Origin of the sequence: Streptococcus mitis, assembly GCF_946190275.1 — a bacterium.
In the GTDB taxonomy this organism is placed as follows: domain Bacteria; phylum Bacillota; class Bacilli; order Lactobacillales; family Streptococcaceae; genus Streptococcus; species Streptococcus mitis_DC.
Genome location: NZ_CAMHZQ010000016.1, coordinates 17,403 through 41,019, shown reverse-complemented (window position 1 = coordinate 41,019; position 23,617 = coordinate 17,403). Strand labels below are relative to the sequence as shown.

The window sequence follows — 23,617 nt, the reverse complement described above, 5'->3', positions numbered from 1 at the left end:
GGGACTTTTTTTCTACAAAAAAATAGGCTCCATAAGATCCATAGGGGATTTACCCACTACAAATATTATAGAGCCAATATAAAAAGCAACAGCTGAAATAGTTGTTGCTTTTTCTGGCTCTGAAAATGTTTCTCAGACTGTGATTGTTTTATTTCTCAACGCGTGATTTGTTGGCAATATCAGCTAGGATAGCTTGAACAAAGTCATCAACTGAGACAGTTTGTGTTTCTTTTTGTCCGTAGCGACGAACGTTGACTGTTCCGTCTTCCATTTCCTTGTCCCCAACGATTAATTGGTAAGGAATCTTGCTTGTTTGTGAAGCACGAATCTTGAATTGCATTTTTTCATTGCGCTCATCTACGTCTGCACGGACACCACGGTCACGGAGTTTCTTGGCAACTTCCCAAGCATAGTCCACGTGTTTTTCGTTAGATACTGGGATGAGGGTTACTTGGTGTGGTGCAAGCCATGTTGGGAAGGCACCCTTGTAGTTTTCAATCAAGATAGCTGTGAAGCGTTCCATAGTTGAGATAACTCCACGGTGGATCATAACTGGACGGTGCTCTTCACCATCAGCTCCGATATATTTAAGGTCGAAGCGTTCTGGAAGCAAGAAGTCAAGTTGGATAGTAGAAAGTGTTTCTTCTTTTCCAAGAGCGGTCTTAACTTGAATATCCAATTTTGGTCCGTAGAAGGCTGCTTCACCTTCGGCTTCAAAGTAGTCCACGCCCATTTCATCAAGGGCTGCACGAAGCATGGTTTGAGCATTTTCCCACATCTCATCGTTGTCAAAGTACTTGTGAGTATCTTGAGGGTCACGAAGAGAGAGGCGGAAGCGGTATTCAGTCAAGTTGAAATCTTCATAAACATCGATAATCAACTGAAGGGCACGCTGGAATTCTTCTTGGATTTGTTCTGGAGTCACAAAGAGGTGACCGTCGTTGAGTGACATTTCACGTACACGTTGAAGACCAGTGAGGGCACCAGATTTTTCATAACGGTGCATCATACCGATTTCAGCAATACGGATTGGCAACTCACGGTAAGAATGAACATGGTGTTTGAAGACTTGGATGTGGTGCGGGCAGTTCATTGGACGAAGGACGAATTCTTCCCCGTCACCCATGTCCATAGTTGGGAACATGTCTTCTTGGTAATGATCCCAGTGACCAGAAGTCTTGTAAAGCTCAACTGAAGCAAGTGGCGGAGTGTAGACGTGTTGGTAGCCTGAAGCCAACTCCTTATCAACGATATAGCGTTCCAACTCACGACGAATAGCCGCACCATTTGGCAACCAGAATGGAAGCCCTTGACCAACCTCTTGAGAAATCATGAAGAGGTCAAGCTCTTTACCAAGTTTGCGGTGGTCACGTTCCTTAGCTTCTTCACGCATTTGGAGGTAGTTTTTCAAGTCTTTCTTGTCGAACCAAGCTGTACCATAGATACGTTGCATCATAGCGTTGTCGCTATTTCCACGCCAGTAAGCACCCGCTACATGAAGAAGGTGGAAGATTTGGATGCGGCCTGTTGAAGGAACGTGTGGGCCACGGCAAAGGTCTACATATTCACCCTGACGGTAGATGGTCAAACCACCTTCGTCTTCTGAGTGTTCTTCAATCAATTCTAATTTGTAAGGGTCGTTCTTGAAGATTTCACGTGCCTCGTCTTTAGTAACTTCTTCACGGATTGATGGGAAGTTTTCTTTGACAATTTTTTGCATTTCTTCTTCGATACGAGGAAGGTCTTCGTTAGAGATTTGACCAGCTGTGTTGTCAGTATCGTAGTAGAAACCATCTTCGATGGCTGGACCAACTCCCAAGTGAATGTCTGGGAAAAGACGACGAGCTGCTTGGGCGAACAAGTGAGCAGCTGAGTGACGCAAGATTGGAAGGGCATCTTCGTGATCAGGTGTCACGATTTCGATGCTTCCATCTTCAGTGATAGCACGAGTAGTGTCGATGAGTTTGCCGTTGAATTTACCAGCCAAGGCTTTTTTAGCTAGGGAATTGCTGATAGATTGGGCAATTTCAAAAGTTGTAACGCCAGATTCGAATTCACGAACAGCGCCATCTGGGAAAGTAATGTTAATCATGATGTTCTCCTTACTTATATTATTGACGAATGTGTTAACCCTATTCTGAAAACAGGGACAGAGGACTGTGAAAGCTAGAAAAACAAAAAGCGACATCCTCGAAAGGACGTCGCAACGTGGTTCCACCTTCATTTATGTACCTCAAAAGAGAGGGACACCTCTGATTGGCTCTAACGTGGCCACCGTTTTATGTTTGCATAAAAGTCAGTAGAGTAGTATCACTATAGTCTTTCTATGCGTTTCCAGCAACCACGCACTCTCTAGTAGAAAGGGACTAAGTGACTTGTCTCTATGGATTATTATAGCATGATTGTGAGATTTTTCAAGGATTTTGTGAAAGTTTTTTGTTTTTCATTTTTGTAGAATATGCTTGATGCCAATACCGGAAGCCATGCCCACCAGAGCCAAGGTTTCATAGATTAGCAAGTAAATTAGTATAAACTCACCAAAAGTTATGATAGTAAAGCAAAAGAGCAGTCCGTTACCAATTAACCACCAAAGTGAGAAACGGAAACGGTAGCTATAGAGTAACGATACAATCAAGATTACCAGAGGTGTAAAGAAGAGAAGATTGTTTATATAGAGTCCCTTGAGTGTAAGGGGGGCAGAAACAACTAGCAAGAACAACTCATAAAGTGTCCAATAAAAGAAAAATATGACCAGATAGTAGGGGAGATGGGAATAGAATCTAGGCATGATAATCACCTCGTTTAAAAACAGATAACTTAGATTTCTTGCTATGATTATTATAGCATGTTTAAAACAAGAAAGTAAATCTGTTGACAAAGAAGTTAGTTATTGGTAGAATAGGGATTGTCGTAAAGACAAATAACTTCTTCTTGGTTACAGGCATGCCAACCTGTCACTCGGATGAAGCCAAATAAAAAGGAGAAACATCATGGCAATCTCAAAAGAGAAAAAAAATGAAATCATCGCACAATATGCACGTCACGAAGGTGATACAGGTTCAGTAGAGGTTCAAGTTGCTGTCCTTACTTGGGAAATCAACCACCTTAACGAACACATCAAACAACACAAAAAAGACCACGCTACTTACCGTGGATTGATGAAAAAAATCGGTCGCCGTCGTAACTTGCTTGCATACTTGCGTAAAAACGACGTTAACCGTTACCGTGAGTTGATCAACTCTCTAGGACTTCGTCGCTAATTCAAGATACAAAGGCCGTCAAAAGCACAAAGCAAAAATAGGAAAATTGACGAAGAAACTTCAGTTTCTAGGAGATTTTATCTTTTTTGCCAAGTGCTTAGGCCGTGTTCAATTGAGCATATCTTGATAATGAAGCTACTCTAAAATGGGTAGCTTTTTTACTTTTGTCACCTTACTTTGGTATGCTCAAGTATAATCTTCGGTTACGGTTCCTAGCACTGTAAGGTAAAATAAACCAGATATTCTCCCTTCGGGGAGATTTTTTGTTTCACTAAAAATTTTGTACAATCTTCGGCTTACCGCCTAGTCTATAAACGGTTTATCCAGCAAGAATTATGATGCTAAGGGCGTCAAAAATCCGTATGAAAATAGGGAAAGGACACCGTGTTCGATGAACACAAGGAGTTTCATCTTTTTTACTAGGATTTTAGCCCGGGCTCAAATCAGCTCTCTGATTTTCAGAGGGCTTTTTTATTGAGGTTTTATCGGTCACAATTTTGGAGACTACAAAAACCTCAAATGGTATCAGCTAATTACACCATAAGGGTGCGTAGCTACTCGGCTTGAAAAGCCGAGTAGCTGTCTGCAAGCCCCTTCGGAGAGCCCACACTTTACGAAGTAAAGTATAGTATGTTATACTTTACATGGAAGTAGTCACCGAATTCCAGTTAGAAATTACTTTGTAACTACGTTTTGAGGAGGAGTAAAATGCTTTCCTATGTTCGAAATTACCCACTAGCGATAGCTAAATTAATGTGTCTGTGCTCTCCTAAAATCTGCTGATTTATTACTGACTAATACAGGAGGGTTTTTTATGGGACAGACAATCATATCTGCTATTGGTGTTTATATTTCCACCAGTATCGATTATTTAATTATTTTATTTATTTTATTTGCACAGCTATCACAGAATAAACAAAAATGGCATATTTATGCGGGGCAATATCTAGGCACAGGCTTACTTGTAGGGGCGAGTTTAGTTGCTGCTTATGTCGTTAATTTCGTGCCTGAAGAATGGATGGTTGGATTGCTTGGTTTAATCCCTATCTATTTAGGGATTCGATTTGCAATTGTTGGAGAAGGTGAGGAAGAAGAGGAAGAAGAGGAAGAAATTATTGAAAGATTAGAACAAAGCAAGGCAAATCAACTGTTTTGGACAGTTACATTGCTGACAATTGCGTCTGGCGGAGATAATTTAGGTATCTATATACCTTATTTTGCTTCATTAGATTGGTCACAGACCCTCGTGGCCTTGCTTGTGTTTGTAATCGGCATAATTATCTTATGCGAGATTAGTCGGGTGTTGTCCTCTATTCCCTTAATATTCGAGACAATTGAAAAATACGAGCGAATCATTGTGCCCTTAGTATTCATTCTACTTGGACTATACATCATGTATGAAAATGGCACGATAGAGACTTTTCTGACCGTGTAGATTTTTTTGTTTCACTAGGATTTTATACCGAGCTCAAATCAGCTCTCTGATTTTCAGAGGGCTTTTTATGTTGTCATCGTACCTCGATATACTCAAGTAGAATCTTCGGTTACGGTTCCTAGCACAATAAAACCAACTATATTCATTTGTTCTCATCTTGTTCCATTGTTGAAAATATGGTATACTTTTCATGAGAATTTTCTAAATTTTTAAGATTCTATCAAAGGAGGTTTGCATGCTTTCCAAATTTTCTGGAAGCCGACAAGACCAGCAATTTGTGTTACTTTTAGTTATTTTGCTAGGTATTTTAGGGATTTCTCTCTTTCTAGCAGTTTCAATGGGATCTGTTGCGATTGAACTAGGAGATACCTATCGGATTATTTTGAGCAGGTTGGGATTTCCTCTTGAGATAGGAGAGGTTTCCAAGTCTACTCTTGCCATTGTATGGAACATGAGATTCCCTCGAGTATTGTTAGGTCTGATAGTAGGAGCAGGCCTTTCTATGTGTGGTAGTGTGATGCAGTCTACAGTGAATAATCCCATCGCAGAGCCTTATGTCTTAGGAATATCTGCGGGTGCAACTCTAGGAGCAACCTTGAGCATCATTCTTGGTTTAAAAGTGATGATTAGCCTTGGAGCTTTTATTGGAGCTATTTTGGCCACAATTGCTGTCCTCATCATTGCCTCTATGCAGGGAAGGATGACGACTTCCAGTCTGATCTTATCAGGAACGGTTGTCAACGCTCTCTTTCTGGCTTTTTCAAACTTTATTATCTCAGTTGGTGCTAATGCTGACAGTGTGATGACCATTAAGTTTTGGACCATGGGCTCGCTCGCTGGGACTTCCTGGGCAGACTTGGTCCTGCCAACTATAGTAGTAGGAATGGCCTTTCTATTTTTCTCTACTCAGTATCGTGTTTTCAATGCGATGATGATGGGAGATGAGGCTGCTTTAACTTTGGGAATTCCTTTACGATTTTATTGGTATCTTTATGTGACCATGGTGGCTGTGCTGACAGCAGTCTTAGTGGCAACCTGTGGGATTATTGGATTTGTCGGTCTGATTACTCCACATTTAGCTCGAGGGTTAGTAGGAACGAATTACAAGAGGCTTTTTCCTGTTGCAACCTTGATGGGTTCCCTCTTTGTCATCTGGGCAGACGTACTCTCTCGTATCATCATTCCAAACGCAGAGCTTCCTATTGGTATTTTCACAGCCTTAGTAGGTGCTCCCTTCTTTATCTATATTGTTGGAGGTAGACGAAGGGAGGTGAGGGTCTGATATGGACTTGATTTGTCAGGATATCCATTTTGGACTAGGAGAGAAAAAAATCCTCAAAGGAGTCTCTCTTAAGGTTGAAGGGAATCAATTTCACACGATATTAGGACCAAATGGAAGCGGGAAAACCAGTCTACTTAAACTCCTCTATCGTCAGGAAAAGGCGGATAAAGGCTTGATAAGCCTAGATGGAAAGCCACTGGAGCATTGGTCACTCAAAGAAACAGCCAAGCAAATGGCAGTTGTGACCCAGTTTAACCAATTGCAGTTTGATTGTACAGTTGAAGAAATCGTCTTGCTGGGAAGAACTCCCCACCTCTCTTTTTTACAGAAGGAAAAGGAAAGAGATTATGTCCTCGTTCAAGATGCTCTTGTCAAGGTGGATATGCTCGAGAAGAAAACTCGTCTCTATTCGTCTCTGTCAGGGGGAGAGAAACAGCGAGTCTTACTAGCCCGCGCCTTGGCGCAAGAACCGACTCTCTTGCTCCTAGACGAACCAACCAATCACCTGGATATCAAGTATCAGCTAGACTTGTTAGCCATTGTGAAAAATCTCAATATCAATATTCTAGCTGTCCTGCATGATATTCAACTTGCTTGTCGCTATTCGGATTATCTCTATCTGATGAAAGAGGGAGAAATCCTTTACCAAGGGACTCCAAAGGAGATCATCACCCCTGAGTCATTGCAAACTGTATACGGAGTTCAAAGTCAGGTGACTTGGACTAAGGATCAGCAAGCTATGATTCACTATTTATAAGAATGAAAAGGAAAACAAGATGAAAAAAACACTAAGCATTTTACTCGTAACAGTAGCTACCCTAACCATGGCAGCTTGTGGCAATACTACTACAGAAAAAGCTACCACACAATCTAGCACAGAAACAAGTCAAAAGGCGAGCACAGAGACGACTTATCCACTAACGGTCAAAACCTATGACGCGAAAGGAAATGAAGTCGAACAAGTTTTTGACAAGACACCTGAAAAAGTTATCACCAACAATCTTTCAACCACTGAAATCTTATTGGAGTTGGGGTTGAAGGATAAAATTGCTGGCATGCTCAATCCAGACAATGCTGTGACGGACAAATACAAGGACGCGATTGCGACGATTCCTCAAATTGGGGATAAAAAAACAGTCTCACAAGAGACAGTTCTTTCTTATGAGCCAGACGCTGTGATGGGGCGAAACATGATGTTTTCTGAAAAATCCTTGGGGACAGTTAGCACTTGGAATGAAAACAAAATCCCAGTGTATACTCAAAAAGCTTCTCTCTCAACAATTCAGCAAGATTTGGGGAATATCGTAGAAGATGTCAAAAATCTTGGAATGATTTTTAATGTGCAGGACAAGGCCAATGAATACGCAGCCCAATTACAAACTAAAATTGACGCTGTTAAGAAAGCAAACCCAGCAAGCCAAGGTGAAAAGAAAAAGGCTTTGATTATGGTTGCTTATAATGATGAAACCTTCGGTGCCTACAAGTCAGCTTTGCAAGAAAGTTTGCTGAACCAACTTGGTTATACAAACGTTGCTACGGGGACATCGGGCTTGACCTTGGAAAACCTCGTGTCAATGGATCCTGAATTGATTATCTATGTAACCAGCGACCGCAATAAAAAATTGGATGAAAAAGCAGTAGAGTTGATGAAGGCAAATGCTGTTTTGGAAAGCGTTCCCGCTATTAAGAATCAAAAAATCATGACCATCTCTTACGATGAGTTGATGGATTATGGTCCAGCAGTGATTGATTCCCTTGAAAAAATCAATGACTTTATCAATAAATAATGAGTTTGATTGGGAAGGAATTCAAGTTAAAATCAGCCTTCCTTCTAACTACGACCCCAATCAAACCTATCCGGCTATTTTATTGAATGATGGAAACTTGGACTTCCTATCGTCCCTTTCCGAATCTGTGATTTTAGTGGGCTTGACCTCTAAAAATCGCTTAGACGACTACACTCCCTGGGCAACATCAGCTCTGAGAGATGGAGCTCCAGATTTTGGAGGTCAGGCCAACGTCTATCATGAACATTTATTTGGAGGTCTTTTAGATAAGTTGCAGTCGCTTTATCGCCTGGACGAAACTCGCCTTGCTTATGGAGGCTACTCACTAGGTGGTTTGGCGGCAGTCTACAGTCTTTTCAGCTTTGACAAGGTTTCCTGTGTCTTCTCCATCTGCGGTTCCTTTTGGTATCCTGATTTTGTGACTTACTGCAAGGAAGAGACAGTGAAAAATTTAGACTGTTTGCTGTATTTACAGAACGGTCAAACAGAAGGAGTCAATCATAGCAATCGCTTGGCTCAAGCACCAGCCTATGCTGAGCAAATCCATACCAGTCTTCAGAAATTCTATCCGAATGGTCAATTTGTCTTTGATCCTTATGGACACCATGAACAAGTAGCTGAACGATTCCTAAATTTTTCCAGCTGGTTGGCCCAAAAATGGAAAATCGAATAAAAGATTTATCCCTTGGCTTTTGCCAAGGGATTGTTGTATTTATTTAACCAAGTTTTTCTCTCTTTTTATCTGGATTCCATACGAAGCTTGCGATAAAGCTAAAGATGATGGTTAGGATAGCGAGGATAATGGCAAGGATGAGAGCAGGGATGCGGATAAACCACCAGAGTGGATTTGGTTTTTTATTATTGTGCCATTGTTTCGTTTCTTGGTCCAAACGTTGAAATTCTGCTTGGATGCGATTGGCGACTGTTTCAATGCCTTCATCATTCATTTTCTTGATATCTGAGATATCGATTGGATTTCCAAAGTTCATATCGACACGTTCACGGCTAACTAAGCCCTTCAAAGTCATGGGACCTGTATAGGTAACCGGCATGATACGGACCTTGGCCATTTTGGCAATCAGAGCTACGCCACCCTTGACATCGTTTGAGTGACGGCTCCCACTTGGAAACATGATGAGAGAGCGATCACTTTTTTTGAGAACATTGATAGGGTATTTGATGGCTGAGGCGCTAGGATTTTCCCGGTCGATGGGAAAGGCGCCACACATACGAATCCACCAACCAAAGATACGGTTGGTAAAGAGTTCTTTTTTGGCCATGAAGATGAATTGTTTTGGCTTGGTCGCAAAGGCCATATAAACTGGATCCCACCAGGTACGGTGAGGCGCAACCAGAATATAATTTTCATCTTGATTTGGAATTTTATCAGTATTATGATAGTGGGCATTGCCATTGATGGACCATAGGAGCAAGACAACCAATCCACGTAAATAAGTATAAAACATGCGATCTCCTTCGATTCTTTTCTTGTTATTATTATACCTTATCAAAGGAGGGCTGGCAAACTTTTCCCTTGACTAGGTGCATATTTGGGATGAGATTAGAATTCTTTTAGAAAAAATGATATGATAGAGTTCATGGATAAAAATAAGATTATGGGATTAACCCAAAGAGAAGTCAAGGAAAGACAGGCTAAGGGCTTGGTCAATGATTTTACTGCATCGGCCAGTACTAGCACTTGGCAAATCATCAAACGAAATGTCTTTACCCTTTTTAACGCTTTGAACTTTGCCATTGCTTTGGCCCTTGCCTTTGTGCAGGCTTGGAGCAATTTGGTCTTTTTTGCTGTTATCTGCTTTAACGCTTTTTCTGGAATTGTCACCGAGTTGCGGGCTAAACACATGGTGGACAAGCTCAATCTCATGACCAAGGAAAAGGTCAAGACTATTCGTGATGGCCAGGAAGTTGCTCTTAATCCTGAAGAATTGGTGTTAGGAGATGTCATTCGTTTGTCTGCAGGAGAGCAGATTCCTAGTGATGCCTTGGTTTTGGAAGGCTTTGCGGAAGTCAATGAAGCCATGTTGACGGGGGAAAGTGATTTGGTGCAAAAGGAAGTTGATACCTTGCTTTTGTCAGGAAGTTTCCTAGCTAGTGGGTCAGTTTTAGCTCAAGTTCACCATGTCGGTGCAGACAACTATGCTGCCAAACTCATGCTGGAAGCTAAGACAGTGAAACCCATCAACTCCCGTATCATGAAATCGCTGGACAAGTTAGCAGGTTTTACTGGAAAGATTATCATTCCTTTTGGTCTGGCTCTCTTGCTAGAAGCCTTGATGTTGAAAGGCCTGCCTCTTAAGTCATCCGTTGTAAATTCGTCAACAGCTCTTTTGGGAATGTTGCCCAAGGGAATCGCCCTGTTGACCATCACCTCTCTCTTAACTGCTGTTATCAAGCTTGGGTTGAAAAAGGTTTTGGTGCAGGAGATGTATTCTGTTGAGACCTTGGCGCGCGTGGATATGCTCTGTTTGGACAAGACGGGCACCATCACCCAAGGAAAGATGCAGGTGGAGGCTGTTCTTCCTTTGACTGAAGAGTATGGAGAGTCAGCGCTTGCCAGCATCCTGACAAGCTATATGGCCCATAGTGAGGATAAGAATCCAACAGCTCAAGCTATTCGCCAGCGATTCCAAGGCCAAGTAGCCTATCCTATGCTTTCGAATCTTCCCTTCTCAAGCGACCGCAAGTGGGGTGCTATGGAATTGGAAGGTTTGGGGACAGTTTTCTTAGGGGCGCCTGAGATGTTGCTGGACTCAGAAGTCCCTGAAGCCAGAGAGGCCTTGGAGAGAGGTTCACGTGTCTTGGTCTTAGCTCTCAGTCAGGAGAAATTAGACCATCACAAGCCACAGAAACCATCTGATATTCAGGCTCTAGCCTTGCTGGAAATCTTGGACCCGATTCGAGAAGGAGCAGCAGAGACGCTGGACTATCTCCGTTCTCAGGAAGTGGGGCTCAAGATTATCTCTGGAGACAATCCAGTTACGGTATCCAGCATTGCCCAGAAGGCTGGTTTTGCGGACTATGACAGTTATGTAGATTGCTCAAAAATCACGGATGAGGAATTGATTGCTATGGCTGAAGAGACAGCTATTTTCGGACGTGTTTCCCCTCATCAAAAGAAACTCATCATCCAAACTCTGAAAAAAGCAGGGCACACAACAGCTATGACAGGAGATGGGGTCAATGATATTCTAGCTCTTCGTGAGGCGGACTGTTCCATCGTGATGGCTGAGGGAGACCCAGCGACTCGTCAGATTGCCAATCTGGTTCTCTTGAACTCTGACTTTAATGATGTTCCTGAGATTCTCTTTGAAGGTCGTCGCGTGGTCAATAACATTGCTCACATCGCCCCGATTTTCTTGATAAAGACCATCTATTCTTTCTTGCTCGCAGTTATCTGTATCGCCAGTGCTTTACTAGGTCGGTCTGAGTGGATCTTGATTTTCCCCTTCATTCCAATCCAGATTACCATGATTGACCAGTTCGTGGAAGGTTTCCCACCATTCGTTCTGACTTTTGAGCGAAATATCAAACCTGTCGAGCCAAACTTCCTCAGAAGATCCATGCTTCGTGCCCTACCAAGTGCTCTCATGGTCGTCTTCAGCGTACTCTTTGTGAAAATATTTGGAAGTAGCCAAGGTTGGTCTGAGTTAGAAATCTCAACTCTACTCTATTATCTCTTGGGGTCAATTGGTTTCTTATCCGTATTTAGAGCTTGCATGCCATTTACCCTATGGCGTGTCCTCTTGATTGTTTGGTCAGTAGGAGGCTTCCTAGCCACAGCTCTCTTCCCAAGAATTCAAAAACTGCTTGAAATTTCGACCTTAACAGGACAAACATTACCTGTTTATGGAGCCATGATGTTGGTCTTTACCGTAATTTTCATTCTAACCAGTCGCTATCAAGTTAGAAAATAAAGAAAGACTGCAATCTGTGGATTGCGGTCTTTTTAGGTGCAGGGGTGCTAGCTGAAATGTGGTATAATAAGAGGTAATAGAGTTTTGGAAAGTGAGAGAAAATGATTTCAAAGAGATTAGAATTAGTGGCTTCCTTTGTGCCACAGGGAGCTATTTTACTAGATGTGGGGAGTGACCATGCTTATCTGCCTATCGAGTTAGTCGAAAGAGGACAAATCAAAAGTGCCATTGCGGGTGAGGTGGTGGAAGGTCCCTACCAATCTGCAGTCAAAAATGTTGAGGCTCACGGTCTAAAGGAAAAAATCCAAGTCCGTTTAGCAAATGGCTTGGCAGCCTTTGAAGAGGCAGACCAAGTGTCTGTCATTACCATTGCTGGTATGGGTGGTCGTTTGATTGCTAGGATTTTAGAAGAAGGCTTGGACAAGTTAGCTAATGTAGAACGATTGATCCTTCAGCCCAATAATCGTGAAGACGACTTGCGCATTTGGTTGCAAGACAATGGTTTTCAGATTGTGGCAGAAAGCATTCTAGAAGAAGCTGGTAAGTTTTATGAGATTTTGGTGGTGGAAGCAGGACAAATGAAGTTATCAGCTAGCGATGTCCGCTTTGGTCCCTTCTTGTCCAAAGAAGTCAGCCCAGTCTTTGTCCAAAAATGGCAAAAAGAAGCTACTAAGCTAGAGTTCGCCCTCGGACAAATCCCTGAAAAAAATCTGGAGGAACGTCAAGTTCTAGTAGATAAGATTCAAGCCATCAAGGAGGTACTCCATGCTAGCAAGTGAAGTAATTAACGCATATGAAGCCTTTTGCCCTCAGGAATTTTCCATGGAGGGAGACAGTCGTGGCCTGCAAATTGGCACTTTGGACAAGGATATCCAAAGTGTCATGGTGGCTCTCGATATTCGTGAAGAAACGGTGGCTGAAGCCATTGAAAAGGGTGTAGACTTGATTATTGTCAAGCACGCGCCGATTTTCCGTCCGATCAAGGATTTGGTAGCTAGCCGTCCACAAAATCAGATTTACATTGATCTGATAAAGCATGATATCGCAGTTTATGTCAGCCATACCAATATTGACATCGTTGAAAATGGCCTCAATGACTGGTTCTGTCAGATGCTAGGCATCGAGGAGACGACTTATCTACAGGAGACAGGTCCTGAACGTGGAATTGGACGTATTGGGAATGTTCAGTCTCAGACATTTAGAGAATTGGCCCAACACGTCAAGCAAGTCTTCGGCCTTGATAGCCTTCGAATGGTGCATTATCAAGAGACTGATTTGCAGAAGTCTATTTCAAGAGTGGCCATCTGTGGTGGTAGCGGGCAGTCTTTCTATAAGGATGCTTTATCTAAAGGAGCGGATGTCTATATCACTGGTGATATTTACTACCACACTGCCCAGGATATGTTGTCTGATGGCTTGCTGGCATTGGATCCAGGTCACTATATCGAAGTGCTTTTTGTGGAAAAAATTGCTGAGCTTCTTAATCAATGGAAAGGAGAAAGTGGCTGGACTATTGATATTGTACCTAGTCAAGTATCGACCAATCCTTTCCACCATATCTAGTTAGAAGGTGAAGACAATGAAAAAAGTTGCCATTATTGGAGCAGGGATTGTAGGTGCAACAGCTACCTACTACCTCTCGAAAGAAAGTGACCTAGAGGTGACCGTCTTTGACCATGGACAAGGTCAGGCTACCAAGGCCGCAGCAGGAATTATCAGCCCCTGGTTTTCCAAACGCCGCAATAAAGCCTGGTACAAAATGGCGCGCTTGGGGGCTGACTTTTATGTGGATTTATTAGCTGATTTAGAGAAGTCAGGACAAGAAATCGACTTTTACCAGCGTTCGGGAGTCTTTCTCCTGAAAAAGGATGAAACTAAGTTGGAAGAACTCTATCAACTAGCCCTCCAGCGTAGAGAAGAATCTCCTTTGATAGGCCGGTTAGCCATTCTGGACCAAGCATCAGCTAACGAATTATTCCCTGGTTTGCAGGGATTTGACCGTCTGCTCTATGCTTCTGGTGGAGCGAGAGTAGATGGCAAACTTTTAGTGACTCGTTTGCTGGAAGCCAGTCAGGTCAAGCTGGTCAAAGAAAAAGTAACTCTGACACCTTTAGCATCAGGCTACCAAATTGGCGAAGAGGTGTTTGAGCAGGTTATTTTGGCGACGGGAGCTTGGTTGGGTGACTTGTTAGAACCCTTGGGTTATGCTGTGGATGTCCGTCCCCAAAAAGGACAACTCCGAGATTATAGGCTTGCCCAAGACATGGAAGCTTCCCCTGTGGTTATGCCAGAAGGGGAGTGGGATTTGATTCCTTTTGCAGGTGGGAAATTGTCCTTAGGTGCTACTCATGAAAATGACATGGGATTTGATTTGACGGTAGATGAAACTTTACTCCAGAAAATGGAGGAGGCAGCCTTGCCTCACTACCCAACCTTGGCAGAAGCGAAATCATCTGGTGAACGTGTGGGAATCCGTGCCTATACCAGTAATTTCTCTCCTTTCTTTGGAGAGGTGCCAGAATTGGCAGGTGTCTATGCAGCTAGTGGACTAGGTTCATCAGGCCTCACAACGGGTCCTATCATTGGCTACCATCTAGCCCAACTGATCCAAGGCAAGAAATTGACCTTGGACCCAGTAAACTACCCAATTGAAAACTATGTCAAACGACTAAAAAGCGAATAAGCATTTTACTGAAATTTTATCCTACCCTCTAGGATGGCAAATGACATTCCCTATCAAAAATGGTAAAATAAGAAAAAATAATCCGAGAATCGAGGAAAGAAGATGCAAGAAAAGATTTTGGTAACGGGTGGGGCAGGTTTTATTGGAACCCACACTGTTATTGAGTTAATCCAAGCAGGTCATCAGGTTGTTGTGGTGGATAACCTTGTTAATAGTAACCGTAAAAGTTTAGAAGTTGTTGAGAGAATTACAGGAGTTGAAATTCCTTTTTATGAAGCTGACATCCGTGATACAGATACCCTCAGAGACATTTTCAAACAAGAAGAACCAACAGGTGTCATTCACTTTGCTGGCTTGAAGGCTGTTGGTGAATCTACCCGTATTCCTCTTGCCTACTATGACAACAATATCGCTGGAACTGTTAGTCTTTTGAAGGTCATGGAAGAAAACAACTGTAAAAACATTATTTTCAGTTCTTCTGCGACAGTTTACGGGGATCCGCACACAGTGCCAATCTTGGAAGATTTCCCACTTTCAGTGACCAACCCATATGGTCGTACTAAGCTTATGCTTGAGGAAATTTTGACCGATATTTACAAAGCAGACTCAGAATGGAATGTGGTCTTGCTTCGTTATTTCAACCCAATCGGAGCTCATGAAAGTGGAGACCTAGGAGAAAATCCAAATGGTATTCCAAACAATCTCTTGCCATATGTGACGCAAGTAGCCGTTGGAAAATTAGAGCAGGTGCAAGTGTTCGGAGACGATTACGATACGGAAGACGGAACTGGTGTTCGTGACTATATCCACGTTGTTGACTTGGCTAAAGGTCACGTTGCAGCTCTGAAAAAAATCCAAAAAGGATCAGGTCTAAACGTTTATAACCTTGGAACAGGGAAAGGTTACTCAGTTCTTGAAATTATCCAAAACATGGAAAAAGCAGTGGGACGTCCAATTCCTTACCGCATCGTAGACCGTCGCCCAGGTGATATCGCAGCCTGTTATTCAGATCCTGCAAAAGCCAAAGCAGAACTCGGCTGGGAAGCAGAACTCGGCATCACCCAAATGTGTGAAGATGCATGGCGTTGGCAAAGTAAGCATCCAAATGGATTTGAAGACTAATATGGTGATGTCAATCATTGTCCCCTGTCTAAACGAAGAGGAAGTACTTCCTCTTTTTTATCAGGCTTTGGAAGATTTGATTCTTGATTTGGGAGCAGAAATCGAGTATGTCTTTGTCGATGATGGATCGAGTGATGGAACCTTGGAACTCTTAAAGGCCTATCGGGAGCAAAATTCGGCAGTGCATTATATTTCTTTCTCACGAAATTTTGGGAAAGAAGCAGCCCTCTATGCAGGTTTGCAATATGCGACAGGAGATCTGGTGGTGGTAATGGATGCAGACCTCCAAGATCCTCCTAGTATGTTGCTTGAGATGAAAAACTTACTAGACCAAAATGCAGATTTGGACTGCGTAGGAACACGGAGAACCAGTCGGGAGGGAGAACCCTTCTTTCGTAGTTTCTGTGCTGATATCTTTTACCGCCTTATGCAAAAAATCAGTCCAGTAGCCTTGCCCTCAGGTGTCCGTGATTTTCGCATGATGAGACGGTCTGTGGTCGATGCCATTTTAGCTTTGACCGAGTCCAATCGTTTTTCTAAGGGACTCTTTGCCTGGGTCGGTTTCAAAACCTACTATTTGGACTATCCAAATGTCGAAAGGCAGGCTGGCAAGACCAGTTGGAGTTTTAGGCAACTCTTTTTCTACTCCATTGAAGGGATTGTTAATTTTTCAGATTTTCCCTTGATTATCGCCTTTGTGGCTGGTCTCCTATCTTGTTTCATTTCTCTGCTTATGACCTTTTTTGTTGTGGTTCGGACTCTCATTTTGGGCAATCCGACATCAGGTTGGACATCTCTGATGGCTGTTATTCTCTTTCTTGGGGGAATCCAACTCTTGACCATTGGGATTCTCGGCAAGTATATCAGTAAGATTTATCTAGAGACTAAAAAAAGACCACTTTATCTCATCAAAGAAAAAAGTGATCTTCCTAATTTTACAGAAAAAAATAAAGTGAAAAGACTATAATTTTACATGGAAATGTGCTAAACTAGAGGGAGTGGATTATCGCCATTGATTTAGGTTTCCTGGTTTCCAATCAGGGCACGAGTTGGGCAATTTTTAACAGCCTCTAAGACATCCTGACTAGGAGAAATTTCTTTTTCCAGTTGGTCGGGGTCATCGTAAAAACGCACGATTCCATTATCGTGGTAATCAAATAAATCAGAATAAGTTTGGCAAAGCCCACAGGCGATACATCGTTCAGGTATAAGTGTGATTTTCATATTTATATTGTAATAAGAAAAGTAAAAAAAAACAAGGAGTAGGGTATGGCAAAAGAACCGTGGCAAGAAGATATTTATGAAAATCAAGAAGAAACAAGATCAGAACGTCGTAAGAGAACTCAAGGTAGAGATGTAGTGGCCAATCGTGTCTTGACGATCCTAGCCAGTATTTTCTTTGTAATTGTGGTGGTAATGATTATTGTTCTCATCTATCTATCATCGGGTGGGAGTAATCGCACAGCAGCCTTGAAAGATTTTCACGATTCAGACGCAAATGTAGTACAGATTTCATCTTCTAGTAGTTCCCAGCCTGAACAGAGTTCAGAATCTTCTTCTGAACACTCGGAGGAAGCTACAGATCCAGAAGGGACGACAAAAGTCTTAGCTGGAGAAGGAGAAGCAGCCATTGCAGCTCGCGCTGGGATTTCGATTGCCCAGTTAGAAGCCTTAAATCCTGGGCATATGGCTACAGGGTCTTGGTTTGCTAATCCAGGTGATGTTGTCAAAATAAAATAGGAGTTGATATGAAAACAATTCAAATTGCTATTGACGGCCCTGCTTCAAGTGGTAAGAGTACGGTCGCAAAGATTATTGCCAAGGATTTTGGATACACCTACCTAGATACAGGTGCTATGTATCGTGCGACGACCTATATGGCTCTCAAGAACCAGTTAGGAGTGGAAGAGATTGAGGAGCTTTTAGCCTTATTGGACCAGCATCCAATCAGTTTTGGACGTTCAGAAACTGGAGAACAACTTGTCTTTGTAGGAGATGTGGATATTACCCATCCTATCCGTGAAAATGAAGTAACCAATCATGTTTCTGCTATTGCAGCAATTCCTCAAGTACGTGAGAAACTAGTTTCCCTCCAACAAGAGATTGCCCAGCAAGGTGGGATTGTCATGGACGGTCGCGATATTGGGACTGTTGTATTGCCACAAGCAGAATTGAAAATTTTCCTAGTAGCTTCTGTTGATGAGAGAGCAGAACGCCGTTACAAGGAAAATATTGCTAAGGGAATTGAAACAGACCTTGAAACCCTAAAAGAGGAAATTGCTGCGCGTGACTACAAGGATAGTCATCGTGAGACTTCACCTCTCAAACAAGCAGAGGATGCTGTCTACCTTGATACAACTGGCTTGAACATTCAAGAAGTAGTTGAAAAAATCAAAGCAGAAGCTGAAAAAAGAATGTAGATGTAGAAAAGCCGATAGATTGATATCGGTTTTTTTCTATATTTGTCAAAATGCTGATTTTAAGGTATAATAGTTGCTGTTCGAGAAATTTTGATTTTCAAAGAATAGTGAATGATGATAAGGAGAAACCATGAACAACCTACCAAATTGCCCAAAATGTAACTCAGAGTATGTCTACGAAGACGGTGCCCTACTGGTTTGCCCAGAGTGTGCTTATGAGTGGAATCCTGCTGAAGTTGCAGATATAGAAGAGGGCCTTGTTGCTATCGATGCCAACGGGAATAAATTGGCTGACGGTGATACTGTAACCCTCATCAAGGATTTGAAAGTAAAAGGTGCGCCAAAAGATTTGAAACAAGGGACGCGCGTGAAGAATATCCGCATCGTAGAAGGCGACCACAATATCGACTGTAAAATTGATGGCTTTGGTGCCATGAAGCTCAAATCAGAGTTTGTGAAAAAAATTTAAGCATGTCGAAACACTATAAACTTGTATTTTATAGCCGTATCTTCTTGTTTCTAGCGGCTTTTACGGGAGTTTATCTTGAAATCGCCAAGCATGGTGGATTTGGGATGTTGCTCTATTATACGGTTCTGTCAAATCTGTTAGTAGCGATTTTTACGCTCTATCTTCTAAAGGTTATGAGCCGTTTAGGTGAAAATTGGCAAAGGCCAAGTCTCTTGCGCTTAAAAGGTGGAGTCACTATGAGTATCATGATTACCTGTGTGATTTACCATTTCCTATTAGCGCCAATTGCGACTAATTTCTATACCCTAGAAAATTTCCTTTGCCACTATATCGTTCCCCTCTGGTTTTTAGCAGATACCCTCTTTTTTGACAAACAGGGTCAATACAAAATCTGGGATCCAGTTGTGTGGACGATTTTACCCTTGCTGTATATGATTTTTGCTCTTTTTAATGGCTTGGTACTGAAACTTGATGTTCCTAATTCTAAGGTCAGTCCCTTCCCTTACTTCTTTTTGAATGTGAACAAGGGTTGGGATGTCGTGTTCAAGTGGTGTCTGATTATCTTTGTTGCCTATATGGTGGCAGGATTTATCTTCTACTTTATTAAGCAAATCAAGAGAAAATCATCCTAATACTCTTCGAAAATCAAATTCAAACCACGTCAGTTTCGCCTTGCCGTACTCAAGTACAGCCTGCGGCTAGCTTCCTAGTTTGCTCTTTGATTTTCATTGAGTATAAGACACAAGGGATTCATTTTCGAGTTTAAGAAGGAGTCTATACACTAAAGAGGCTTCTTCTTTTCTTGCTTGTTTGATAACTATCAAAAAAAGTAGAAGATTAAGAGAAATATAGAAAGAGATTTCATGAAACAATTTTTAGAACGGGCCAGTATTTTGGCTCTCTCCCTCGTTTTGATTACGTCCTTTTCCATCTCGAGTGCCCTGCCAGCCATGTTTGACTATTATCAAGGCTATCCTAAGGAACAAATTGAGCTCTTGGCGAGCTTGCCATCCTTTGGAATCATGATGATGTTACTATTAAATGGTTTCTTAGAAAAAATATTTCCTGAGCGTTTACAGATTAGTTTGGGATTGTTGATTTTATCACTGAGTGGAACGGCTCCATTTTGGTATCAAGCCTATCCCTTTGTCTTTGGAACACGGATTCTTTTTGGTTTGGGAGTTGGGATGATCAATGCCAAGGCTATTTCTATCATCAGTGAGCGTTATCAAGGGAAAACGCGAATTCAGATGTTAGGGCTACGCGGTTCTGCAGAGGTCGTTGGGGCTTCTCTCATTACCTTGGCAGTCGGTCAATTGTTGGCCTTTGGTTGGACAGCTACCTTTCTAGCCTACAGTGCTGGATTTTTGGTACTGACCCTCTATCTGCTCTTTGTCCCTTATGGAAAAGAAAAGAAAGAAGTCAAGAAAAAAGCGAAGGAAGCAAGTCACTTAACTCGAGAAATGAAAGGCTTGATTTTTACCCTAGCTATAGAAGCAGCAGTTGTAGTTTGTACCAATACGGCTATTACTATTCGTATTCCAAGTTTGATGGTGGAAAGAGGACTTGGAGATGCCCAGTTATCTAGTTTTGTTCTTAGTATCATGCAGTTGATCGGGATTGTGGCTGGGGTGAGTTTTTCTTTCTTGATTTCTATCTTTAAGGAAAAATTGCTCCTCTGGTCTGGTATTACCTTCGGCTTAGGGCAAATCGTGATTGCCTTGTCTCCATCCTTGTGGGTGGTAGTGGCAGGAAGCATTCTGGCTGGTTTTGCCTACAGTGTAGCCTTGACGACGGTCTTTCAACTTGTCTCTGAACGAATTCCATCTAAACTCCTCAATCAAGCAACTTCATTTGCTGTATTAGGCTGTAGTTTCGGAGCCTTTACGACCCCATTTGTTCTAGGTGCAATTGGCTTACTAACTCACAATGGGATGTTGGTCTTTGCTATCTTAGGATCTTGGTTGATTGTAACCTCTATCTTTGTCATGTACCTACTTCACAAGAGAGCTTAGGATTGGTTTCCTAAGTTTTTCTTTTTGTGAATTTTGTACCCAGACAATTATAAATTTTCTAGCTTGTTACGAGACTAATTTCTTGATAAAATAGAAGTTATGACGAGATACAAAGCAACTATTTCCTATGATGGTTATGCCTTTTCTGGTTTTCAGCGCCAGCCTCATGCGCGTAGCGTTCAGGAAGAAATTGAAAAAACCTTGACCAGGTTAAATAAAGGGCAAGCCATTACTGTTCACGGTGCTGGTAGGACAGATAGTGGGGTTCATGCTTTGGGACAGGTTATTCATTTTGACTTGCCCTATCAAATGGATGAGGAGAAGCTCCGTTTTGCTTTGGACACCCAGTCTTCTGAAGATATTGATGTGATTTCAATTGAGCTTGTGGCGGATGATTTTCATTGCCGTTATGTCAAGCATAGCAAGACCTATGAGTTTATCGTAGACAGGGGCCGTCCTAAAAATCCTATACGCCGTCACTATGCTACTCACTTTCCTTATCCACTCGATGTGGAACGCATGCAGATTGCACTCAAAAAGCTAGAAGGAACCCATGATTTCACAGGCTTTACAGCATCTGGAACCAGTGTGGAGGATAAGGTTCGCACTATTACCGAAGCTAGTCTCAAGGTGGATGAGACAGGTCAGTTTTTGACCTTTACATTTTCAGGAAATGGTTTCTTGTATAAGCAGATTCGCAATATGGTGGGGACTCTTCTCAAAATCGGAAATAATCGAATGCCAGTAGAGCAGATTGACCTCATCTTGGAGAAAAAGGACAGGCAACTTGCAGGTCCCACTGCAGCACCAAATGGTTTGTATTTAAAGGAGATTCGTTATGAAGAATAATCGTATTTTAGCACTTTCAGGAAATGATATTTTTAGTGGTGGTGGATTGTCCGCTGATTTAGCGACCTATACCTTGAACGGCTTGCATGGCTTTGTAGCAGTAACTTGCTTGACAGCCTTGACAGAAAAAGGATTTGAGGTCTTTCCAACTGACGATACCATTTTTCAACATGAATTGGATAGCTTGCGTGATGTGGAGTTTGGGGGAATTAAGATTGGTCTTCTTCCTACTGTCAGTGTGGCTGAGAAGGCCTTGAACTTTATCAAGCAACGTCCAGGAGTGCCTGTGGTATTGGATCCTGTCTTGGTCTGCAAGGAAACGCACGATGTAGCAGTTAGTGAACTCTGCCAAGAGTTGATTCGCTTTTTCCCTCATGTCAGTGTGATTACGCCTAATCTTCCTGAAGCAGAATTATTGGCTGGTCAGGAAATCAAAAGCTTGGAAGACATGAAAGCTGCAGCTCAGAAATTACATGACTTAGGAGCGCCTGCAGTCATTATCAAGGGAGGCAATCGACTTAGTCAGGACAAGGCTGTAGATGTCTTTTATGACGGACAAAAATTTACAGTCCTAGAAAATCCTGTTATCCAAGGGCAAAATGCTGGTGCAGGTTGTACCTTTGCCTCTAGCATTGCCAGTCACTTGGTTAAAGGTGATGAACTTTTACCAGCAGTAGAAAGCTCTAAGGCTTTCGTTTATCGTGCTATTGCACAAGCAGATCAGTATGGAGTAAGACAATATGAAGCAAACCAAAACAACTAAAATCGCCCTTGTATCCCTATTAACCGCCCTCTCTGTGGTTCTAGGTTATTTCTTAAAAATTCCAACACCGACAGGCATTCTAACTCTTTTAGATGCAGGTGTCTTCTTTACGGCTTTCTACTTTGGTAGTCGTGAAGGGGCTGTAGTAGGAGGACTAGCAGGTTTCTTGATTGACCTCTTATCAGGCTATCCTCAGTGGATGTTCTTTAGCTTGGTTAACCATGGCTTGCAGGGATTTTTCGCAGGATTTAAAGGAAAAACTCAGTGGTTAGGCCTTATCTTAGCAACGATTGCCATGGTAGGGGGCTACGCCTTGGGTTCTACTTTGATGAATGGCTGGGCTGCAGCCCTACCAGAAATTTTACCAAATTTCATGCAAAATATGGTAGGGATGATTGTAGGATTTATTCTTAGTCAAAGTATCAAGAAGATTAAGTAAAAAGTTAGCTGTTCGAGCTAACTTTTTTTGTATAAATTTAATCAAAATAAAGCAAGTCTTTGCTGGTGCTTGTAAAGAGGTCAAAGCCATCTTTGGTAACAACACCACAGTCTTCGATACGGACACCGACTTTACCAGGGATATAGATACCTGGTTCAACAGAGAAGCACATGCCTTCTTCGATAACCATGTCGTTTCCTTCCATGATAGATGGGAATTCGTGGACATCCATACCGATACCGTGACCGAGACGGTGGTTGAAGTAGTCGCCGTAACCAGCTTTTTCAATGACCTCACGGGCAGCACGGTCCACTTCATGGGCAGTCACACCTGGCTTGATAAAGTCAAGAGCAGCTTGTTGAGCTTCAAGAGTCAAGTTATAAATGTCTTTCTTGAATTGGTCAGGTTTGCCAACTGCGACTGTACGAGTCATATCTGACGCATAGCCGTTGACGAGAACACCAAGGTCAAAGAGGAGAAGGGCGTTATTTTCAACTTTGTTTGCTGCTGGAATACCATGTGGATTTGCAGCATTATTACCAGTCAAGACCATGGTATCAAAACTCATTTCATAACCTTCACGCTTCATAGCAAAGTCAATTTGGGCGATGATATCTGTCTCAGTCTTATCAAGAGAAATATTGTCAAAACCAACCTTAACAGCCTTGTCCGCATAGAGACCTGCAACCATCATTTTTTGCACTTCATCAGCTGATTTGATGAGGCGCATGCGTTGGATACGAGGAGTGAGGTTTTCAAACTCAGCAGTTTCAAAGACTATTTTCAAGCCATGATATTTGGTCAAGATGAGATTGTCAAACTCAACAGCGACACGTTTGAAATCAAGCTGTGGAAGAGCATGTTTCATTTTTTGCCATGGATTTTCAGAATCCACATAGCCCACAACTGGGAAGGAAACAGTGCTAGTAGCACGTTCAACTTCAAGGGCTGGGACAAAGAGGAGGGGTTCTTGATCTGCTAGGACAAAAAGGAACATTTGGCGTTCATGGGGATCACTGTAAAAGCCAGTGAGGTAATTGATTGTGACGGGGTCAGATACGACAGCGACGTCTAGTTTTTCTGATTCAAGATATGTTACGATTTGTTGTAATTTAGACATATGCTACCTTCTTTCTACTCCTCTATTTTGGCAAAAAA

General features: G+C 42.2%; 24 protein-coding genes and 1 pseudogene. 20 read left to right on the top strand and 5 right to left on the bottom strand.

The window, feature by feature from the left end; genetic code table 11:
• Positions 1–148 precede the first annotated feature (148 nt).
• Together thrS and N8M20_RS08235 are read right to left on the bottom strand one after the other, a co-directional pair.
• On the bottom strand, positions 149–2,092 hold the full coding sequence (gene thrS, locus N8M20_RS08245; protein WP_261080260.1) for a threonine--tRNA ligase: 1,944 nt from the start codon (positions 2,090–2,092) through the stop codon (positions 149–151).
• Between the two features lie 322 nt (positions 2,093–2,414).
• Positions 2,415–2,788 (bottom strand): annotated as a pseudogene (locus N8M20_RS08235) (hypothetical protein).
• Between the two features lie 202 nt (positions 2,789–2,990).
• Between N8M20_RS08235 and rpsO the strand changes: the two are divergent.
• The 6 genes from rpsO to N8M20_RS08205 all read left to right on the top strand — a co-directional run bounded on the left by rpsO (position 2,991) and on the right by N8M20_RS08205 (position 8,437).
• A complete protein-coding gene (rpsO, locus tag N8M20_RS08230; RefSeq protein ID WP_001018251.1) occupies positions 2,991–3,260 on the top strand; it encodes a 30S ribosomal protein S15 in 270 nt (89 codons plus the stop codon).
• Between the two features lie 814 nt (positions 3,261–4,074).
• The gene (locus N8M20_RS08225; RefSeq protein WP_000531713.1) at positions 4,075–4,695 is read left to right on the top strand and encodes a CadD family cadmium resistance transporter; all 621 of its coding nucleotides are present in this window, start codon (positions 4,075–4,077) and stop codon (positions 4,693–4,695) included.
• A gap of 235 nt (positions 4,696–4,930) precedes the next feature.
• The gene (locus N8M20_RS08220; protein WP_261080259.1) at positions 4,931–5,977 is read left to right on the top strand and encodes a FecCD family ABC transporter permease; all 1,047 of its coding nucleotides are present in this window, start codon (positions 4,931–4,933) and stop codon (positions 5,975–5,977) included.
• A 1-nt stretch (position 5,978) separates the two neighbouring features.
• Positions 5,979–6,734 carry an ABC transporter ATP-binding protein gene (locus N8M20_RS08215; RefSeq protein ID WP_261080258.1) on the top strand — a complete coding sequence of 252 codons (756 nt, stop codon included), beginning with the start codon at positions 5,979–5,981 and terminating at the stop codon, positions 6,732–6,734.
• Positions 6,735–6,753: 19 nt separating this feature from the next.
• Complete coding sequence (locus N8M20_RS08210) at positions 6,754–7,764, top strand: ABC transporter substrate-binding protein (RefSeq protein ID WP_261080257.1); 1,011 nt, start codon at positions 6,754–6,756, stop codon at positions 7,762–7,764.
• Complete coding sequence (locus tag N8M20_RS08205) at positions 7,745–8,437, top strand: alpha/beta hydrolase-fold protein (RefSeq protein WP_261080256.1); 693 nt, start codon at positions 7,745–7,747, stop codon at positions 8,435–8,437. Before N8M20_RS08210 ends, N8M20_RS08205 begins: the two co-directional genes overlap by 20 nt.
• Before the next feature lie 43 nt (positions 8,438–8,480).
• Here the strand turns inward: N8M20_RS08205 and N8M20_RS08200 are convergent, their stop codons facing one another.
• A complete protein-coding gene (locus N8M20_RS08200) occupies positions 8,481–9,230 on the bottom strand; it encodes a lysophospholipid acyltransferase family protein (RefSeq protein WP_261080255.1) in 750 nt (249 codons plus the stop codon).
• A gap of 132 nt (positions 9,231–9,362) precedes the next feature.
• Between N8M20_RS08200 and N8M20_RS08195 the strand changes: the two genes are divergently transcribed.
• From N8M20_RS08195 to N8M20_RS08170, 6 genes are all read left to right on the top strand, one after another.
• On the top strand, positions 9,363–11,699 hold the full coding sequence (locus tag N8M20_RS08195) for a cation-translocating P-type ATPase (protein ID WP_261080254.1): 2,337 nt from the start codon (positions 9,363–9,365) through the stop codon (positions 11,697–11,699).
• 101 nt (positions 11,700–11,800) lie between these two features.
• Positions 11,801–12,478, top strand: coding sequence for a tRNA (adenine(22)-N(1))-methyltransferase (locus N8M20_RS08190; RefSeq protein ID WP_261080253.1), 678 nt, complete (start codon positions 11,801–11,803; stop codon positions 12,476–12,478).
• Positions 12,465–13,262, top strand: a complete 798-nt coding sequence (locus tag N8M20_RS08185; RefSeq protein ID WP_261080252.1) for a Nif3-like dinuclear metal center hexameric protein — start codon at positions 12,465–12,467, stop codon at positions 13,260–13,262. Before N8M20_RS08190 ends, N8M20_RS08185 begins: the two co-directional genes overlap by 14 nt.
• Before the next feature lie 16 nt (positions 13,263–13,278).
• Positions 13,279–14,382: an NAD(P)/FAD-dependent oxidoreductase gene (locus N8M20_RS08180; RefSeq protein WP_261080251.1), complete on the top strand. Its 1,104-nt coding sequence runs from the start codon at positions 13,279–13,281 to the stop codon at positions 14,380–14,382.
• 102 nt (positions 14,383–14,484) lie between these two features.
• Entirely contained in the window at positions 14,485–15,504 is a 1,020-nt protein-coding gene (galE, locus tag N8M20_RS08175; protein WP_001156540.1) for a UDP-glucose 4-epimerase GalE, read from the top strand.
• Position 15,505: 1 nt separating this feature from the next.
• Complete coding sequence (locus N8M20_RS08170; RefSeq protein ID WP_261080250.1) at positions 15,506–16,471, top strand: glycosyltransferase family 2 protein; 966 nt, start codon at positions 15,506–15,508, stop codon at positions 16,469–16,471.
• 50 nt (positions 16,472–16,521) lie between these two features.
• Here N8M20_RS08170 and N8M20_RS08165 read toward each other — a convergent pair whose 3' ends face one another.
• The gene (locus tag N8M20_RS08165) at positions 16,522–16,728 is read right to left on the bottom strand and encodes a ferredoxin (protein ID WP_194250482.1); all 207 of its coding nucleotides are present in this window, start codon (positions 16,726–16,728) and stop codon (positions 16,522–16,524) included.
• A 45-nt stretch (positions 16,729–16,773) separates the two neighbouring features.
• On the opposite strand from N8M20_RS08165, the gene N8M20_RS08160 reads away from it, so the two are divergent.
• The 8 genes from N8M20_RS08160 (at position 16,774) to N8M20_RS08125 (ending at position 22,459) form a co-directional block, all read left to right on the top strand.
• Complete coding sequence (locus N8M20_RS08160) at positions 16,774–17,244, top strand: SAG1386/EF1546 family surface-associated protein (RefSeq protein WP_261064490.1); 471 nt, start codon at positions 16,774–16,776, stop codon at positions 17,242–17,244.
• An 8-nt stretch (positions 17,245–17,252) separates the two neighbouring features.
• Complete coding sequence (cmk, locus tag N8M20_RS08155; RefSeq protein WP_261080249.1) at positions 17,253–17,924, top strand: (d)CMP kinase; 672 nt, start codon at positions 17,253–17,255, stop codon at positions 17,922–17,924.
• Between the two features lie 130 nt (positions 17,925–18,054).
• Positions 18,055–18,393 (top strand): zinc ribbon domain-containing protein YjdM, encoded by a 339-nt coding sequence (locus N8M20_RS08150; protein ID WP_224218834.1) that lies wholly within the window; start codon positions 18,055–18,057, stop codon positions 18,391–18,393.
• 2 nt (positions 18,394–18,395) lie between these two features.
• The gene (locus N8M20_RS08145; RefSeq protein WP_000033944.1) at positions 18,396–19,025 is read left to right on the top strand and encodes a Pr6Pr family membrane protein; all 630 of its coding nucleotides are present in this window, start codon (positions 18,396–18,398) and stop codon (positions 19,023–19,025) included.
• A gap of 231 nt (positions 19,026–19,256) precedes the next feature.
• The gene (locus N8M20_RS08140) at positions 19,257–20,408 is read left to right on the top strand and encodes an MFS transporter (protein WP_261080248.1); all 1,152 of its coding nucleotides are present in this window, start codon (positions 19,257–19,259) and stop codon (positions 20,406–20,408) included.
• A gap of 99 nt (positions 20,409–20,507) precedes the next feature.
• On the top strand, positions 20,508–21,257 hold the full coding sequence (gene truA, locus N8M20_RS08135) for a tRNA pseudouridine(38-40) synthase TruA (protein WP_261080247.1): 750 nt from the start codon (positions 20,508–20,510) through the stop codon (positions 21,255–21,257).
• Positions 21,247–22,020 (top strand): bifunctional hydroxymethylpyrimidine kinase/phosphomethylpyrimidine kinase, encoded by a 774-nt coding sequence (locus N8M20_RS08130; protein ID WP_261080246.1) that lies wholly within the window; start codon positions 21,247–21,249, stop codon positions 22,018–22,020. The genes truA and N8M20_RS08130 overlap by 11 nt, the downstream gene beginning before the upstream one ends.
• Positions 21,998–22,459: an ECF transporter S component gene (locus N8M20_RS08125; protein ID WP_000814989.1), complete on the top strand. Its 462-nt coding sequence runs from the start codon at positions 21,998–22,000 to the stop codon at positions 22,457–22,459. Before N8M20_RS08130 ends, N8M20_RS08125 begins: the two co-directional genes overlap by 23 nt.
• A gap of 37 nt (positions 22,460–22,496) precedes the next feature.
• Here N8M20_RS08125 and N8M20_RS08120 read toward each other — a convergent pair whose 3' ends face one another.
• Entirely contained in the window at positions 22,497–23,579 is a 1,083-nt protein-coding gene (locus tag N8M20_RS08120) for a M24 family metallopeptidase (protein WP_261080245.1), read from the bottom strand.
• Positions 23,580–23,617: the final 38 nt, after the last annotated feature.